The sequence below is a fragment of the Streptomyces rimosus genome, from assembly GCF_008704655.1.
Taxonomy (GTDB): domain Bacteria; phylum Actinomycetota; class Actinomycetes; order Streptomycetales; family Streptomycetaceae; genus Streptomyces; species Streptomyces rimosus.
Genome location: NZ_CP023688.1, coordinates 7,373,537 through 7,389,083, shown reverse-complemented (window position 1 = coordinate 7,389,083; position 15,547 = coordinate 7,373,537). Strand labels below are relative to the sequence as shown.

Below are 15,547 nucleotides of genomic sequence, written 5' to 3'. Positions count from 1 at the left end.
CAGCTACGGTCCGCGTCTCAGGGGGCTACCACCTGTACCAGCGTGTACGCCCCCCGCCCGCGCTCGTCGTACGGAACAGGAAGCCGAGCAGCCACACGACCAGCACCGCGACGGCCACCCACCACAGGGCCTTGAGCGCGAAACCCGCGCCGAACAGGATCAAGGCCAGAAGCAGTACCAAAAGAACAGGAACCATGTGATTCGCACCTCCGCTGCTCCGAGTGCCCCCGGCGTGCGCTGTTATGCGTCCCTGTCTGACGGGACCCGGTCAACAGCCGGTGCTGTCCGGCCCGTCGTCCGTGACCCGGATCGTCAGATCGTTGTCGAGCGTGTAGTACGGCCCGATGCGCAGCTGCCCGGCGGAGCAGCCGACGGGCAGCGCCGGGTGCACGAAGACCGCCTTCTTCTCCGGCACGTCGTCCAGCAGCCGGCCGATGCGGACCGGCTCGGCGCCCTCGGCCGCGCGCAGCCACAGGTCCCAGCGCGCGTCGCCGCCTTCCCAGCGCTCCGCGAGCGGCACGTACGGCAGCGTGAAGGTGAACTCGCAGCCGTCGCCGGTGAGCGGGACGGTGACGACGGGGGCCACTTCGTCCGCTTCCGCGGCGCCGCCGCGGAGCCTGGCCTCGGCGCGCGCGCCCGGCCCGAGGACGGCGCCGTACAGCCGGCCGGTGACCGTCGTGCCGCCGGCGTCGACGACGATGTCCGCGGCCTCCGCGTGCGGTCCGCGCAGCCAGCTGCGCAGCGCGAGGCTGCCGGACCGGGTGGTGTACGGGATGCGCACGCCGAGCCGGCCGATGCCGGCCAGCGGGCGGCGGTCCACCAGCGGGCGCAGGTCGTTGTCGCCGGGCAGCAGCCGCTGCGGGTCGCGGCCGTCGCCGAGGTCCGCGTAAACGTTCCAGCGCCCTTCGGGCAGCGCGACGGTGCTCGGCAGGACGGCGCGCAGCCGCCCGGAGCCGTTCGGGCCGAGCGGCAGTCGCAGCTCCTCGTGGGCCGCGCTGTCGCCGTCGCCGCGCGGGCGCAGCACGAGCGCCGCGCTCCAGACCGGGCGGGTGCCCTGGGGCGCGGTGATGTCGAAGGTCAGACCGCCGGCGGAGTCCGCTATGCAGTCGGCGCGCAGCGGCTGCGCGGCCGGGGCCGCGTCGCCCGCGCCGTGCTCGGCCGCCGAGGGGGCCGGGGCCCCGGTCAGCACGGGAGCGACGGCTTCGGTGCCGGCCGGACCGGCGCCCGTCGCGGGCAGTTGCGTCGACGCGTTCATACCGTCCGCACCCCTCTCGCAGCGGCTCGCGCCGCGTCCTTGGTTGCGTACGCCCCGTGCCCCGGAGCCGGGTTGTACGTCGTCCGGACCGTCCCCCCGATGCCGTCGGCCTGGTGAAACAGGAATGAGCTGTGCATCCGTCCTGTCTTCCGTCCCCGTGTTCCTCGATCATCGGCGGACGAGTCCGGTTCGTCCGTCCCTTGAACGGGTAGACCACGGGCCCCGGTTCCGGGTTGAGGGCTTTGGCCAACTTGTTCCGAAAGAGTTAGGACATCGGTAGCAACATCACGGAACTTTCCCGGATCACTGATCGTCGTTTCCGTGTCGTGCTGTAACGCCACAAGCTAGGCGGTCCCGGGGCGTCCCGTCACGGGGTGTGCACCGTTCAACTTGGCACGCCGTGCCGTGCACTACCGCCCGGACGCTCAGGGCCGGTACGGCAGCTGCGGCACGGTGAAGCAGGTGGTGTCCATGTCGCCCTGGGTGACCCAGCCGCCCTTGCCGCCACGGGCCCCGTCCCGCCAGCGGGCGACCGACAGACAGGTCCGGTCGGTGGCCGGCGGCTCGGGCCGGGGCCGGAACGAGGCGGGAAGCAGCAGGCCGCGGGCGGTGTACGGCGGACCGTCGGCGACGAAGCGCTCCACGCACGCGCGGGTGACCTCCGCCCCGCACGAGCGCGCCGCATCGGCGAACCACATCGCCGCCGCCCAGCCCTCCAGCTGCCACTGCGACAACGGCCGGCCCTTGGCGTAGCGGGCCATTCCGGCGCGGAATTCCCGTACCGCCGCGCTGCCCGGCCCGCTCCCCTGATCGTCGTAGTTGCGGCTGGCACCCGTGGCCCACAGAGCGTTGCGACAGCCCGGCGAGTCCTTGTAGTCCTTGGCGACCACATCCGACCAATTCTGCACATTCGTTACTTTCGCCGTGGGCCGGACGCCCGCCGCGTCCATCGCCTCGCACAGCCGCGCGTTGCCGTGCGTGTCCAGCGCGTCGAAGACCAGGTCGGCGCCCCGGTCGCGCAGCCCGGCGGCGACCGCCGGGAAGTTGGGCAGCGCGAAGTCCACCTGTTCGGTGGTCACGTCGTACCCCTCGGCCTCCAGACCGCGCACGATCAGCCGGGCGTACGCGGCGGACGCCGCCTGGTTGTAGGAGACGACCGCGGCGCTGCGGGCCTTCTGTACGCGCTTGAAGTAGCGGTAGACCTCCGTGCCGCCGTAGAGCGTGCCGCCCCAGCCCGGCGCCTTGCCGTCCCGCGGCGCCTGGCTGCCGTAGATCCCGTACAGGTGCGGATATGTGTCGTACGCGGCGCCGACCGGCTGCCCGCCGATGTCGGGAACGCCGGCGGCGGAGACCCGGGGCGCACCCGCGTAGTCCAGCGCGGTGGTCGCGACCAGCGCGAACACCTTCTCGTCGGTGAGCAGTTTGCGCACGCACTCGTTGTTGCCGACGCCGCTGCCCCCGTCGTCGCAGGTGACCGGGCGTACCGGCCGCCCGTTGACACCGCCGTTCCGGTTGAGCGCGGCGAAGTACGCCAGCGCGCCGTCCCGCGGTCCGGTGAACGCCTCGCCGCCCACCGGACTCGTCGTGCTGGTGATGATCCCCACGGTGATCGGCTCGCGTGCCGGGCCGGTCGCGGGCGTGCCCCGGCGGTCCTCGAAGGCGCTCTCCGGGAGCCGGCTGCCACAGGCCGCGGTCAGTGCGAGCAGCAGCGCCGCTCCGGCGGCACCGGCCGCCTCAGCAGCCCGGCGCGCTCGCATTGCCGCTCATGCCCACCAGCGCGCACAGGGTCTTGAGGGAGACCTTCCACACCTTGTCCTGGTAGACGGAGACGCCCTTGGCGTTCGGCAGCGCGGTGGCCTTCTTGAGGGTGAGGCTGTACGTCACGTCGGCCTCGGTCGCGGAGGTGAAGCGTACGGCGGACACCTGCGCCCCGACCTGCCGGCCCCGCTGGTCGCCGTTGAACGCCTCCAGCAGCAGGCGCAGCTGCTCGCCGTTCTGGAGGTACTTGGCCTTCTCGGCGTTGGACAGGTTCGGGTCGAAGAACTTCTGCCAGTTCTCCTTGATCTCCCGCTCGGCGGCGGCCGGGTCGGCCGGAGCGCTGCCCGAGGACGGTGAACCGGCGGTGGCCGTGCCCGTACCCGCATTCCCCGAACCCGAGGCCCCGCTCGGCGCGGGCTGCCCGCCGTCGTCGGCGTCCCCGCACCCCGCGGTACCGGCCGCCACCAGCAGCACCGCCGCCACCAGCGCCGGAACCCGCCGCGCTGTCCCCCCACGGAACGTCATGTACACCACCGCCTGTCGTCGCGACCGCTCCGAGCCGGTCTGGCACAAACCTTCTAGGTGCTGTTTCCACAGGGCATAGTGGCGCTATTCGCCGAAAGTCGCGAGGGGGCGTGATGCGCAACGCGCGGACACGGTCCGGCGCGCGCCTGGTGCCGTGGGGCGGCTGGGCGGCGCTGGCGGGCGGGGCGGTGCTGTGCGCGGTCGGCTGGTACGGCGTCTCCGGCGAGCGGTTCGCCGAGCGCCAGATCCCGTTCCTGGCGTCCTGCTCGATCCCGGGCGCCGCGCTGATCGTCGCGGGTGCGGTGCTGGTGGCGCGGGGCGAGACGGGCCTGGCGGCGGCCCGGGTCGAGGAGTTGTACGGGCTGCTGGTCGCGTACGGGGCCGACGGGACGCCGCCCGGCGCGAACGGCTCCCCGGCCGCGCGGGAGGCCGTACCGGACGATGCCGGTCCGCCGCTCGCCGTACCCGGCGGGACGCTCCTGCACCGGCCCGGCTGCCCGCTCGTGGCGGGCCGCCCGGACGCCCGGCCCGTGGACGGGCCGCCGGAAGCCGAGGCCGCGGGACCGCTCGCGCCCTGCCCCGTCTGTGAGCCCGGCGGCCCGCGCCCCGGCGCCCGGCGGTGAGCTCGCTCTCGTACGACCTCACCCTGGCGGGCCTCGCGGTGGGCAGCGCCGCCGCGCTCACCGGCATCGGACTGATCGTCACCTACCGGGCCACCGGCGTGCTGAACTTCGCGCACGGCGCGGTCGCCATGGTGTGCGCCTACGTCCTGCGGCAGCTGGCGGTCGGCTGGAACTGGCCGCTGCCGCTCGCCGCCGCCGTCACCCTCCTCCTCGTCGCGCCCGGCACCGGGCTCGCGCTGGACCGGGCCGTCTTCCGCCCGCTGGCCGTCAGCGGCGCCGGACCGGCCCGCACCCTGGTCGCCTCGCTCGGCGTCTTCGTCCTCCTGGTCGGCGGGGCGGGCCTGCTGTGGGGGCCCGGGGCGCGCGCGGACGCGCCCGCGCTGCTGCCCGACGACCCCTGGGTGCAGCTGGGCACCGCCGTCACGCTGGCCGCCGGGGTCGCCGCCGTCACCCGCTGGACCCGCTTCGGGCGCGAGGTGCGCGCCGTCGTCGACAACCGGCCGCTCGCCGTCCTCGGCGGCATCGACGCCGACCGGGTCGCCGCCGCCGGCTGGGCCTTCGGCTCCTTCACCGCCGGGCTGACCGGCATCCTGCTGGCCCCGCTGCTGCGTCTGGACCCGTACGGGCTGCCGCTGCTGGTCATGGAGGTGATGGCGGTCGCGGTGGCCGCCGGGCTGCGCAGCCTGCCGGTGGCGGTGGCCGTCGCGCTGGGCATCGGCGTCGCGCAGAGCCAGCTCACCCGGCTGCACCCGGGCGGCAGCCTGGAGCCGCTGGTGCAGGCCGTGGGCGCCAACCTGTTCGTGGTGGCGCTGCTCGTCGCGGCCCCGGCCCTGCGCGGTCTCGGCTCCGCCCGTACCGGGCCGGCCGCGTCCGACGGCGCCGCCCCGCGCACCGGCCCGCTGCCCGACCACGACGGCCGCGCCTGGCTGGTCTGCGGCATCCTCTTCCTGCTGCCCCTCGGCTTCGCGGGCGGCGACCTGCGCACCGCCGTCCAGGTACCGGCGCTCGGCGTGGTGCTGCTCTCCCTGGTCGTGGTCACCGGGCGCGGCGGCCAGATCTCGCTGGGGCAGGCCGCGTACGCCGGGCTGGGCGCCCTGTTCACCGCGCTGCTCGCGGCCGGCCGCTTCCCGGGTGTACCGGCCGTCCCCGGACTGCTCGCGCTGCTGCTGGCCGTCCTGCTGACCGCGCCGCTCGGCCTTCTTACCGGGCGGCCCGCGCTGCGCGGGCACGGCCTGGCTACGGCCCTGGCCACCCTCGCCTTCGGCGTCGCGGTCAGCCGGTTCGTCTTCGACCAGCCGTACGCCACCGCGGGCCTCACTCTCGACCGCCCCGCCGGCTTCACCGCCGACCGCGCCTACTACGTCCTGGAACTGGCGCTGCTGGGCCTCGCGCTGCTCGCCGTGGCAGCGCTGCGCCGTGGCCGCACCGGGCGCGCGCTGGCCGCGATGCGCGACCACGAGCCAGGGGCGGCCGCTGCCGGAGTGCCCGTACCGGCGCTGAAACTGGCGGCCTTTGTGGTGGGCGCCGCACTGGCCGCACTGGGCGGCGGCATGCTCGGCATGGCGCTGCGCACCTTCGACGCCACGTCCTACGACCCGGTGCGCGGCCTGCTGTGGTTCGCGGCCGTGGTCGTCCTCGGCGCCGACAGCCTGCTGGGCGCGCTCACCGCCGCGGTTCTGCTGGTCGGCCTGGACGCGGGGGCCGCGGGCGGGGCCGCCGCCGCGGTGATCGGCGTGCTCGCCGTCCTCGCCGGCCGCCTCCCGCACGGCCCGTACGCAGCTCTACGCGACGCCGCTGCCCGCCTGTTCGCCGTCCCGGAGGTGCGGCTGACTCCGCTGGGCGCGCGAGTGCGGGAGCGGTTGGCGGTGGCGCGGGAGCCGGTACGTACGAGCGCCGATGGGCGTACGTCCGAACACCGCACCCCCGAGCCCCGCGCCTCGGCTCCGCACCGCCCTCTCCCCCGTACCGCGCCCTCGCCCGTCTCCCCCGCCCCCGCCGGCCGCCTCACCGCCCGCGCCGTCCGGGCCCGCTACGACGGCTTCACCGCGCTGGACGGGGTGGACCTGACCGTCGCTCCCGGCCGGATCACCGCGCTCATCGGTCCCAACGGCGCGGGCAAGAGCACCCTGTTCCACTGCCTGTGCGGCACCCTGCGCCCGGCCGGAGGGCGGGTGCTGCTCGACGGGGCCGACATCACCCGCAGGTCCGCCCACGCGCGGGCCCGCCTCGGGCTGGCCCGGACCTTCCAGCAGCTCGCCGTGTTCGAGGGACTGAACGTGACCGAAAACGTACGGGTGGGCGCCGAGCAGAGCGGCGTGCCCGATCCGGCCGCCGCCACCACGCGCGCGCTGGACCTGCTCTCCCTGGACGGGCCACTGCGCACCGCGCCCGTAGCCGGGCTGGACACCGGCACGCTGCGTCGCGTAGAGCTGGCGCGCGCCGTCGCGGGCCGTCCGCGCACGCTGCTGCTGGACGAGCCCGCGGCGGGTCTGGACAGTGCGGAAGTGGCGGCGCTGGCCGATGTGCTGCGCACACTGGCGGCCGACGGCACCGCGCTGCTGGTCGTCGAGCACGATCTCGATCTCGTCGCCGGACTGGCCGACACGGTGTACGCGATGGCGGCCGGCCGGATCGTGGCCCGCGGCCCTGCCCATCAGGTCCTGGCGGAGCGGGGCAGATCAGCGGGGCTGGCGGAGCCGGGCGCATGAGTGTCGAGGCCGCCCTGTACGCGGCGCGCGTGCGTTACGGCTCGCTGGAGGCGCTGCACGGCGTCGACCTGCTTGTTCCGGCGGCGTGCGTCACGGTGCTGCTCGGGCGCAACGGCTCGGGCCGCACCACGGCTCTGCGCGCGCTGGCGGGCACCGTGCCGCTCACCGCCGGGCGCGTCGTGTGGCGCGGTACGGACATCACCCGGGTCCCCGCGCACGCCCGCGCACGCCGCGGGCTCACGCTGGTGCCCGACCGCGGCGCGGTGTTCGGTTCGCTCTCCGTCGCCGAACAGCTCGAACTCGCCGCGCCGGACGGAGTGATCGGCCCGGCCCTGGACGCCTACCCGGCGCTGCGCGCGCTGCTCGGCCGCCGGGCGGGCACGCTGTCCGGCGGCGAGCAGCGGATGCTCGCCGTGGCCCGCGCGCTGGCCGGCACCGCCCGGCTGCTCCTCCTGGACGAGCCCACGCAGGGCATGTCACCGGAGGCCACGGCACGTACGTACGCGCTGTTCGGCGGCCTGGCAGCCGCCGGGCGCACGGTCCTGGTCGCCGAGCAGGCGCTGCCGCCCGGCCTGTGCCGGGCGGCGACCGTGGCGTACGTCCTGCGGCGCGGCGGCGTCGCCTTCAGCGGCGAGCCGGCCGAGGCCGCCCGCTTCCCGTGGACCGGCGGTCCGCAGCCCTCACCCCGGCGGTGATCCGCCGGGCGCCAGGCTCCGCTTGCCGAGTCCGAACCGCTTGGCGCAGTACGGCCAGGCCGACCAGCCCTGCACGCGCTGCACCCGCCGTGCGACGGCGATCTGCTGCTCGCGGCTGGCGAGGTCGGCGCGCGGCGCGTAGGCCAGGCCGCCGTGCTCCTTCCAGGTCGACTGCCGGAACTGCAGTCCCCCGAAGTAGGTGTTTCCGGTGTTCTTGCGCCAGTCGCCACCGCTCTCGCACTCGGCGATGCAGTTCCAGACTCCCCGGGACAGGGAACAGCCGGCCGGGGACGGCAGGTTCTGCTCCGTGTCCCGCGCCTGCGCGCCGGCGGGCACGCACAGCAGGACGACGGCCGGGACGAAGGACAGGACGGCCGCTCTGAGGCGGCCTGCTTTCGCGAGACGCTCGGGTTTCAGCGTTCGAAAAGTACGGGACATCGGCTCACGCTAGGCACGGGTCCGGGCGTGCCGCCTCCGTTGTGCCGCCGACTGCGCGACGCCCCACCCGGTCGGCGGACGACCGGATGGGGCGTTCGGCTCATCTACAGGGGCGGGGAGCGGGGCCGTGCCGGTTCCCGCGGGCGCCCGCGGGAACCGGGCCGCGTCCCCCACGGCTCAGACGCTGAGCCGCTGCCCCGGGACGATCAGATGCGGGTTGCCGCCGATGGCGGCCCGGTTCGCCGCGTAGAGCCGCTGCCAGGCCGTGTTGTGCGCGGCCGCGATCGAGCTGAGCGTGTCGCCCTGCCGCACCGTGTACCCGCCACCGGCCCGGATGCGGCCGCGGTCGGCGTACCCGCCCGTACCGCGTGCCTTCTTGCCGACCTTGGCGCGTACGTCGCGGCGGACGTCCTTGCGCACGTACTGCCGGCTGCTTTGCTTGCCCGACCGGTGTGCCTTCGGCGCCTTGGGGGCGCTGCCGTGGGCACCGGCGCGGGCGGCGCAGGTGGGCCAGGCTCCCCAGCCCTGGTTGGCCTGGACCCGGGAGGCCACGGCGATCTGCTGGGCGCGGCTGGCCTGGGCGGCGGTCGGCGCGTAGGCCGTACCGCCGTGCGCGCGCCAGGTGCCGTGGGTGAACTGCAGGCCACCCGAGAAGCCGTTGCCCGTGTTGATGTGCCAGTTGCCGCCGCTCTCGCAGCGGGCGATGCGGTCCCACACTCCGGCGTCCGCCGCCTGCGCCGGTCCAGCGGTGGCGGCCACCAGCGCGAGCGGGGCGATCAGTGCCGCCCCTGCCAGCGCGGCGATGTCACGACGTATGACGCCCTTCGTGAAAGGCATGGATTCCCTCTCCACGGCCCCGGGTCTCCCCCAGGCGCCGCGGCGCCGGCGCGTCTGGCGCCCACGGTCCGCGGCACCCCGCCCGCCGCGGGGTGGTGCTCGGTGGTGCTGCGTGTGGTGCATCCGGTGCCACACGACGCGGCTCTGGCGCCGTGTCGTGCTCGGCGTACCGGCCATGGTGCGGGCCGGTGGTGGAAGCGGACGGCGGGCGTCCCCGGGTGGTGCTCGGTGCACACGGCCGGAGAATGTAGGAAGGCTGACGCCCCGTTATCAACCGCGCCGCCGTCCCTCCTGGCCAGTCGGGCGTTACCGGAGGTATCGGCCAATTTAGGCCACCCACTTGATTCGCCGATTTCCTCATATATCCGCCAGTCGCCCCGGCGATCTGTGACCCAGTTCACCGCCGGAACTTCCGTGCCCCCCGCACCGGATGGCAGGGAGTGAGCGGTTCCGGGCCACATCTCACGCTGCGCTTCGAACGGTTCGATCGCGCACCCCGCCACGCGTGACCCCGGCCACAGATCGCCCGTTGTCCAGGTACGAGCCGGGGACCGCCCGGCAAGCCCGCGCAACGATCGAGGAGCCATCCGTGCCGCGCATGCTCGACGTCAGTGACGACGTACGCGCCGAGATCGGTGACGAAGAAGCCGACTGCCTGCTGGCCGGTGGCAACGCCCCCGGCAACTACGACTGCACCTCCTGCCGCACCCCCGGCGACAGCGACCAGGAGCGCACCAGCACCGTCCTGTTCGTGGGCGAGGAGACCGCGGTGCTCGCGTTCGCGCACGCGTCGTGCATCCCCTCGCAGGTCGTGCCGGTCTCCGAGGAGCAGCTCCAGGGCGCGGTGCGCTCCATCACCGGCGCGGACGGGGACGGGGCCGCACCCTCGGGCCGCCCGCCCGCCACCCCGTTCGCCGCGCTCCCGGGCGAGCCCCGGCAGGCGACACTCGGTGTCACCTGCGGCCTGGTCCTGGTCGAGAACGACCTGCGCCCCGCCCTGGTCGTCGAGCCCGCCGGCGCCATCGCCCGCCCCGGCTCCACCGAACCGGGCGACGCGTTCCTGCCGCTGCTCCTGGAGCACGGCTTCGCGCCGGTCACGGACATGTCCGTACTGCCCGCCGCCAACCCGGGCTGGTCGGTGCTGCTGGCCGGCGGTCGGCTGCACGCCATCCTCCAGCCCGGCACCGACGGCGGCCAGCCCGTCTCCTGGTGGCAGGCGCACCAGCCGCTGCCCGTCTCGGACGGCTGGCGCTCCGCCGCGGGCAAGGCGCAGACCGTGCTGGTGTACGCGGCACCGGTCGGCGCCATCGGCCACCAGCCGCGCGAGGACCTGATGCGCGAGGCCATGGAGAAGGCCGCCGCCGAAGGCAAGCTGGTGGCCGCCGCGATGCCGCTGGCGGGCACCTGACACCGAAGCCCTCTCCCGGCGGTCCTGGTGGGCGACCGCACCGGAAGGCCGTCCCGTGCCGTGCTCGTACCGAGCGGCGCGGGGCGGCCTTCCGGCACGTGGCGGCCGCCCGGACCGGCCGGGCGCCGCCCGGCGAGCCGGCCGTGAGCCGGTCGCGCGCTCCCCGCCGATCAGCCGATTCTTCGCCAAGGCCGCATCCCGGGAGCATCGGGGTCGTTGGCACAGACGTGCATCCATACGACCCGTCCACCCGCGTCCCGTATCCCTACCAGATCCCCGGCATGCGCCCGTCGCACGACGCGACCACGGCGACCGTGACGGCCCCCCACGCCGCCCCCGTGTCGGCCACGCCGATCTACGACTCGCTGTACGCCGAGTACCGCCGCTCCTTCCGGGCGCTGCCAGGGGACCGTTCGGGCGAGGAAGGGCTGAGCGCCGAGGCGATGCGGAGCATCTGGGGCCGTACGACCACCGCGACCGGCCACCTCCCGTCGGCCGGCCACTGGGAGCCCGCCGCCCGACAGCAGTACCACGGCCACCCGCAGCACGCGGGCGGCCCCGCGCGCGGCCACTTCCCCCCGGCGCTGCCGCCGGCACCCCGCGAGTACCGGCCGCACGGGCACTGACCGGCCCGTCCGTACGGCAGGCGTGACCCCACGCCCGTACGCGAGAACGACAGCGGGGCGGCCCGGAAGAGCCGCCCCGCCGTCTTCTTGCCGCTGTTACTTCTTCTTGCTGCGCTTCTCGCGCACCCGCACCGAGATGTGGATCGGCGTCCCCTCGAAGCCGAACTCCTCGCGCAGCCGGCGCTCGACGAAGCGGCGGTAGCCGGCCTCCAGGAAGCCGGAGGCGAAGAGCACGAAGCGCGGCGGCTTGGTGCCCGCCTGGGTGCCGAAGAGGATGCGCGGCTGCTTGCCGCCCCGGATCGGGTGCGGGTGGGCGGCGACGATCTCACCGAGGAAGGCGTTCAGGCGGCCGGTGGGCACCCGGGTCTCCCAGCCCTCGATCGCCGTCTCGATCGCCGGGACGAGCTTGTCCATGTGGCGGCCGGTGCGCGCCGAGACGTTGACCCGCATCGCCCACGGGATCTGCACGAGGTCCCGCTCGATCTCCCGCTCCAGGTAGAAGCGGCGCTCCTCGTCGAGCTGGTCCCACTTGTTGTAGGCGATGACCAGCGCGCGGCCCGCCTCCACGGCCATCGTGATGATCCGCTGGTCCTGGACGCTGATGGACTCGCTCGCGTCGATCAGGACGATCGCGACCTCGGCCTTCTCCACGGCGGCCGCGGTGCGCAGCGAGGCGTAGTAGTCGGCGCCCGCCTGGAGGTGGACGCGCTTGCGGATGCCCGCGGTGTCCACGAACTTCCAGGTCTTGCCGCCCAGCTCGATCAGCTCGTCGACCGGGTCGCGGGTGGTGCCCGCCATCTCGTTGACGACCACCCGCTCCTCGCCGGCGAGCTTGTTCAGCAGCGAGGACTTGCCGACGTTCGGACGGCCGATCAGCGCGATCCGGCGCGGCCCGCCGAGCGGGGTGCCGAAGAGCTGCTCGGGCGCCTCGGGCAGCGCTTCGAGGGCGGCGTCGAGCATGTCGCCGGTGCCGCGGCCGTGCAGCGCGGAGATCGGGTGCGGCTCGCCCAGGCCCAGCGACCACAGCATGGCGGCGTCGGCCTCGCCGGACGGCCCGTCCACCTTGTTGGCGACCAGCACGACCGGCTTGCCGGCCCGGCGCAGCAGCTTGACCACGGCCTCGTCGGTGTCGGTGGCGCCGACCTTGGCGTCCACCACGAAGACCACCGCGTCGGCGGCCTCGATCGCGAACTCGGCCTGGGCGGCCACCGACGCGTCGATGCCGAGGACGTCCTGCTCCCAGCCGCCGGTGTCGACGACCTTGAAGCGGCGGCCGTTCCACTCGGCCTCGTAGGTGACCCGGTCGCGGGTGACGCCCGGCTTGTCCTCGACGACCGCCTCACGGCGGCCGATCATGCGGTTCACCAGGGTCGACTTGCCGACATTGGGGCGGCCGACGACGGCGAGGACGGGCAGCGGGCCGTGCCCGGCCGCGGCGATGTCGCCCTCGACCTCCTCCAGGTCGAAGCCCTCCTGCGCGGCGAGCTCCATGAACTCCGTGTACTCGGCGTCACCAAGCGCACCGTGCTCGTCGCCGGTGGGGATCTGGTCGTTCATGAAGTCCGTTCCTCGTTCTCCGTCAACGGCGCCCGCTGGTGCGCGGGCGCCCTACAAGTCTCGTTCAGTGCCCGGTCAGGCGCCTGGCCTGGGCAAGGTGAGCGGTCAGCCGCTCCTGTATGCGCGTCGTCGCCGCGTCCAGCGCCGTACGGGTGCGCCGGCCGCTGCCGTCACCGGCCGCGAACGCCTCGCCGAAGACCACGTCCACGCGGCTGCGCAGCGGCGGCACCGCCTTGACGGCCCGGCTGCGGCGCTCCGCGCTGCCCAGCACGGCCACCGGCACCACCGGGGCCCCGGAGCGCACCGCGAAGTACGCCAGGCCGGCGCGCAGCGAGGCGAAGTTGCCCTCGCCCCGGGTGCCCTCCGGGAAGATCCCCAGTACACCGTCGTTCTTCAGCACGGTCAGCGCGTCGGTGACGGCCTTGCGGTCGGTGCCGGAGCGGTCCACCTTCAACTGGCCGATACCGTGCAGGAACGGGTCCAGCGGGCCGACGAATGCTTCCTTCTTGATCAGGAAGTGCACCGGCCGGGGCGCGGTGCCCATCACCATCGGGCCGTCCAGGCCGTGGGTGTGGTTGACCGCGAGGATCACCGGCCCGGTGGCCGGGACCCGCCAGGCGCCCAGCACCCGCGGCTTCCACAGTCCGTACATCAGGCCGATGCCGATCCGCCGCCCGACCGCGGCACCGGCCGCGCTCGGCGTCCGGTCGCCGTCCGCCGCCCGTCCGCTGCGCGTCACCGCGCCGCCTTCGCGGCCATCGCCGCCTCGGTGAGGGTGACCACGCACTCGACGACCTGGTCCAGCGTCAGGTCGGTGGTGTCCACCTCGACCGCGTCGTCCGCCTTGGCCAGCGGCGAGGTCTTCCGGGAGGAGTCGGCCGCGTCCCGCTTGATCAGAGCGGCCTGGGTGGCCGCCAGGTCGGCGGCGTCCTTGCCGGTCAGCTCGCCGCTGCGGCGGGCGGCGCGGGCCTCCGGCGACGCGGTGAGGAAGACCTTCAGGTCGGCGTCGGGCAGTACGGTGCTGCCGATGTCCCGGCCCTCGACGACGATGCCGTGCGGGGCCGCGGCGGCGATCTCGCGCTGCAGCTCGGTGATGCGGGTGCGTACCTCGGGGACGGCGCTGACGGCGCTGACGGCCGAGGTGACCTGCTGGGTACGGATCGGTCCCGCGGCGTCCAGGCCGTCCACGGTGATGGTGGGCGCGGCCGGGTCGGTGCCGGAGACGATCACGGGCTTGGCGGAGGCGTCCGCCACGGCGACGGCGTCGTTCACGTCGACGCCGTTGCTCAGCATCCACCAGGTGATCGCGCGGTACTGCGCCCCGGTGTCCAGGTAGCCCAGCCCGAGCTTGGCGGCGACGGCCTTGGAGGTGCTGGACTTGCCCGTGCCTGCGGGGCCGTCGATGGCGACAATCACTGCGGCCGGGGCGGTCCGGGCGGGGGTTTCCACGGTGTCGGGCACCTTCCTCGATCACGGGGCTGGACGGGGGCCGCCGCACGGGGCCCCGCACAAGGTTACTGGCAAGCAGGGGCGCCCCGTGCAGCCCGTACGCCCCTGCCCGGGAAGCGGGCCCGGGGCGCGGACGGCGGACCCTACTGCCGTATCGACCAGCCCCGCTCGCGCAGCTCGGCGGCGAGCACCGGCGCCGCCTGCGGCTCGACCATGAGCTGGATGAAGCCCGCCTGCTGGCCGGTGGCGTGCTCGATCCGTACGTCCTCGATGTTGACCGCGGCCCGGCCGGCGTCCGCGAAGATCCGGGCCAGCTCGCCGGGCTGGTCGCCGATGTGCACCGAGACGATCTCGTACGCGGCCGGGGCGGCGCCGTGCTTGCCCGGCACCCGTTCGCGGCCCGCGTTGCCGCGCCGCAGCACGTCCTCGACGCCGCGGGCGCCCGCGGCGCGCGCCTCGTCGTCGGCGGCCTCCAGTGCGCGGAGCGCCGCCACCGTGCGCTCCAGGTCGGCCGAGACCTCGCTGAGCACGTCGGCGACCGGGCCCGGGTTGGCGGAGAGGATGTCCATCCACATCCGGGGCGCGGACGCGGCGATCCGGGTCACGTCCCGGATGCCCTGCCCGCACAGCCGTACGGCGGTCTCGTCGGCGCCCTGGAGGCGGGCGGCGACCAGGCTGGAGACCAGCTGCGGGGTGTGCGAGACCAGGGCGACGGCCCGGTCGTGCGCGTCCGCCTCCATGACGACGGGCACCGCGCGGCACAGTGCCACCAGCTCCAGAGCTATGTTGAGGACCTCGGTGTCGCCGCCCTCGGCCGGAGTCAGGACCCAGGGCCTCCCCTCGAACAGCTCGGCGGTCGCGGCGAGCGGCCCGGAGCGCTCCTTGCCCGCCATCGGGTGGGTGCCGAGGTACGCCGACAGGTCGCAGCCCATCGCCTCCAGCTCGCGGCGCGGGCCGCCCTTGACGCTGGCCACGTCGAGGTAGGCGCGGGCGCAGCCGCGCCGGATCGCCGCGGCCAGCGTCGGCGCGACATGGGCGGGCGGCACCGCGGCCACCGCCAGGTCGACCGGGCCCGGCGGCTCCTCGGCCGTGCCGGCGCCGAGCGCGGCGGCGGTCTCGGCCTGCGCCGGGTCGTGGTCGGCCAGGTACACCTGGATGCCGCGGGACTGCAGCGCGAGGGCGATGGAGGTACCGATCAGGCCGGTGCCGATGACGAGCGCGGTCCTCACTGGGCGATGTCCTTCCGCAGGGCACCGGCGGCACCGAGGTAGACGTGCGCGATCTCGTCCTTGGTGCGCTCGGTCGCGACATGCGCCAGAACGCGCACCACGCGCGGCATGGCGCCCGCGATGTCCAGCTCCTGCGCGCACAGCAGCGGCACGTCGGTGATGCCGAGCTGCCGGGCGGCCACCGCGGGGAAGTCGCTGTGCAGGTCGGGGGTGGCGGTGAACCACATGCTGATCAGGTCGTCCGGGGTCAGCCCGTTGCGCTCCAGAACGGCGGTCAGCAGCGCGGACACCTGCTCATGCATATGCCCCGCTTCGTCCCGTTCCAGCTGCACGGCTCCGCGCACCGCTCGTACCGCCACGTCACCGCTCCCCTGGGTTCCACCTGCGGCGTCCGCCGCCGACTCCTGGGCGCAAGCCTAGCCAGATCCGGGCAGCGATC

Annotated in this window: 16 protein-coding genes; 5 read left to right on the top strand and 11 right to left on the bottom strand. The window is 74.7% G+C overall.

From position 1 onward, the window contains the following. Positions 1-25: 25 nt before the first annotated feature. The 4 genes from CP984_RS32265 to CP984_RS32250 form a co-directional block, all read right to left on the bottom strand. Positions 26-196 (bottom strand): hypothetical protein, encoded by a 171-nt coding sequence (locus CP984_RS32265; protein ID WP_003986593.1) that lies wholly within the window; start codon positions 194-196, stop codon positions 26-28. Positions 197-268: 72 nt separating this feature from the next. Next, complete coding sequence (locus CP984_RS32260; protein WP_030189790.1) at positions 269-1,255, bottom strand: hypothetical protein; 987 nt, start codon at positions 1,253-1,255, stop codon at positions 269-271. A gap of 425 nt (positions 1,256-1,680) precedes the next feature. After that, positions 1,681-3,012 (bottom strand): ABC transporter substrate-binding protein, encoded by a 1,332-nt coding sequence (locus tag CP984_RS32255; protein ID WP_003987390.1) that lies wholly within the window; start codon positions 3,010-3,012, stop codon positions 1,681-1,683. Then, complete coding sequence (locus tag CP984_RS32250; protein ID WP_032922589.1) at positions 2,990-3,538, bottom strand: hypothetical protein; 549 nt, start codon at positions 3,536-3,538, stop codon at positions 2,990-2,992. The genes CP984_RS32255 and CP984_RS32250 overlap by 23 nt, the downstream gene beginning before the upstream one ends. Before the next feature lie 113 nt (positions 3,539-3,651). Between CP984_RS32250 and CP984_RS32245 the strand changes: the two genes are divergently transcribed. The 3 genes from CP984_RS32245 to CP984_RS32235 are packed head-to-tail and all read left to right on the top strand — an operon-like array spanning position 3,652 to position 7,564. After that, positions 3,652-4,161 (top strand): hypothetical protein, encoded by a 510-nt coding sequence (locus CP984_RS32245; protein ID WP_030178905.1) that lies wholly within the window; start codon positions 3,652-3,654, stop codon positions 4,159-4,161. After that, positions 4,158-6,869: an ABC transporter permease subunit gene (locus CP984_RS32240; protein ID WP_030178908.1), complete on the top strand. Its 2,712-nt coding sequence runs from the start codon at positions 4,158-4,160 to the stop codon at positions 6,867-6,869. Before CP984_RS32245 ends, CP984_RS32240 begins: the two co-directional genes overlap by 4 nt. After that, a complete protein-coding gene (locus CP984_RS32235) occupies positions 6,866-7,564 on the top strand; it encodes an ATP-binding cassette domain-containing protein (RefSeq protein ID WP_003986584.1) in 699 nt (232 codons plus the stop codon). Before CP984_RS32240 ends, CP984_RS32235 begins: the two co-directional genes overlap by 4 nt. Here CP984_RS32235 and CP984_RS43065 read toward each other — a convergent pair. Both CP984_RS43065 and CP984_RS32225 read right to left on the bottom strand, forming a co-directional pair. Next, entirely contained in the window at positions 7,550-8,002 is a 453-nt protein-coding gene (locus CP984_RS43065; RefSeq protein WP_003986583.1) for a transglycosylase family protein, read from the bottom strand. The two genes, CP984_RS32235 and CP984_RS43065, sit on opposite strands and share 15 nt — an antisense overlap. Before the next feature lie 177 nt (positions 8,003-8,179). Further along, on the bottom strand, positions 8,180-8,839 hold the full coding sequence (locus CP984_RS32225) for a LysM peptidoglycan-binding domain-containing protein (RefSeq protein ID WP_003986582.1): 660 nt from the start codon (positions 8,837-8,839) through the stop codon (positions 8,180-8,182). Between the two features lie 589 nt (positions 8,840-9,428). Here CP984_RS32225 and CP984_RS32220 point away from each other — a divergent pair. After that, complete coding sequence (locus CP984_RS32220; RefSeq protein ID WP_003986581.1) at positions 9,429-10,247, top strand: hypothetical protein; 819 nt, start codon at positions 9,429-9,431, stop codon at positions 10,245-10,247. A 227-nt stretch (positions 10,248-10,474) separates the two neighbouring features. Then, positions 10,475-10,873, top strand: a complete 399-nt coding sequence (locus tag CP984_RS32215; RefSeq protein ID WP_003986580.1) for a hypothetical protein — start codon at positions 10,475-10,477, stop codon at positions 10,871-10,873. Between the two features lie 96 nt (positions 10,874-10,969). Here the strand turns inward: CP984_RS32215 and der are convergent, their stop codons facing one another. The 5 genes from der to aroH all read right to left on the bottom strand — a co-directional run bounded on the left by der (position 10,970) and on the right by aroH (position 15,467). Then, positions 10,970-12,430 carry a ribosome biogenesis GTPase Der gene (der, locus tag CP984_RS32210; RefSeq protein ID WP_003986579.1) on the bottom strand — a complete coding sequence of 487 codons (1,461 nt, stop codon included), beginning with the start codon at positions 12,428-12,430 and terminating at the stop codon, positions 10,970-10,972. Between the two features lie 64 nt (positions 12,431-12,494). Further along, entirely contained in the window at positions 12,495-13,217 is a 723-nt protein-coding gene (locus CP984_RS32205) for a lysophospholipid acyltransferase family protein (protein WP_371282131.1), read from the bottom strand. After that, positions 13,166-13,879, bottom strand: coding sequence for a (d)CMP kinase (cmk, locus tag CP984_RS32200; RefSeq protein ID WP_003986577.1), 714 nt, complete (start codon positions 13,877-13,879; stop codon positions 13,166-13,168). The genes CP984_RS32205 and cmk overlap by 52 nt, the downstream gene beginning before the upstream one ends. A gap of 143 nt (positions 13,880-14,022) precedes the next feature. Then, the gene (locus CP984_RS32195; RefSeq protein ID WP_030178918.1) at positions 14,023-15,108 is read right to left on the bottom strand and encodes a prephenate dehydrogenase; all 1,086 of its coding nucleotides are present in this window, start codon (positions 15,106-15,108) and stop codon (positions 14,023-14,025) included. Then, positions 15,105-15,467 carry a chorismate mutase gene (aroH, locus tag CP984_RS32190; protein WP_003987279.1) on the bottom strand — a complete coding sequence of 121 codons (363 nt, stop codon included), beginning with the start codon at positions 15,465-15,467 and terminating at the stop codon, positions 15,105-15,107. Before aroH ends, CP984_RS32195 begins: the two co-directional genes overlap by 4 nt. Positions 15,468-15,547: the final 80 nt, after the last annotated feature.

Coding starts and splice junctions, on each gene's coding strand:
- CP984_RS32265 (WP_003986593.1), bottom strand. CDS start 196: ATGGTTCCTGTTCTTTTGGTACTGCTTCTGGCCTTGATCCTGTTCGGC.
- CP984_RS32260 (WP_030189790.1), bottom strand. CDS start 1,255: ATGAACGCGTCGACGCAACTGCCCGCGACGGGCGCCGGTCCGGCCGGC.
- CP984_RS32255 (WP_003987390.1), bottom strand. CDS start 3,012: ATGCGAGCGCGCCGGGCTGCTGAGGCGGCCGGTGCCGCCGGAGCGGCG.
- CP984_RS32250 (WP_032922589.1), bottom strand. CDS start 3,538: ATGACGTTCCGTGGGGGGACAGCGCGGCGGGTTCCGGCGCTGGTGGCG.
- CP984_RS32245 (WP_030178905.1), top strand. CDS start 3,652: ATGCGCAACGCGCGGACACGGTCCGGCGCGCGCCTGGTGCCGTGGGGC.
- CP984_RS32235 (WP_003986584.1), top strand. CDS start 6,866: ATGAGTGTCGAGGCCGCCCTGTACGCGGCGCGCGTGCGTTACGGCTCG.
- CP984_RS43065 (WP_003986583.1), bottom strand. CDS start 8,002: ATGTCCCGTACTTTTCGAACGCTGAAACCCGAGCGTCTCGCGAAAGCA.
- CP984_RS32225 (WP_003986582.1), bottom strand. CDS start 8,839: ATGCCTTTCACGAAGGGCGTCATACGTCGTGACATCGCCGCGCTGGCA.
- der (WP_003986579.1), bottom strand. CDS start 12,430: ATGAACGACCAGATCCCCACCGGCGACGAGCACGGTGCGCTTGGTGAC.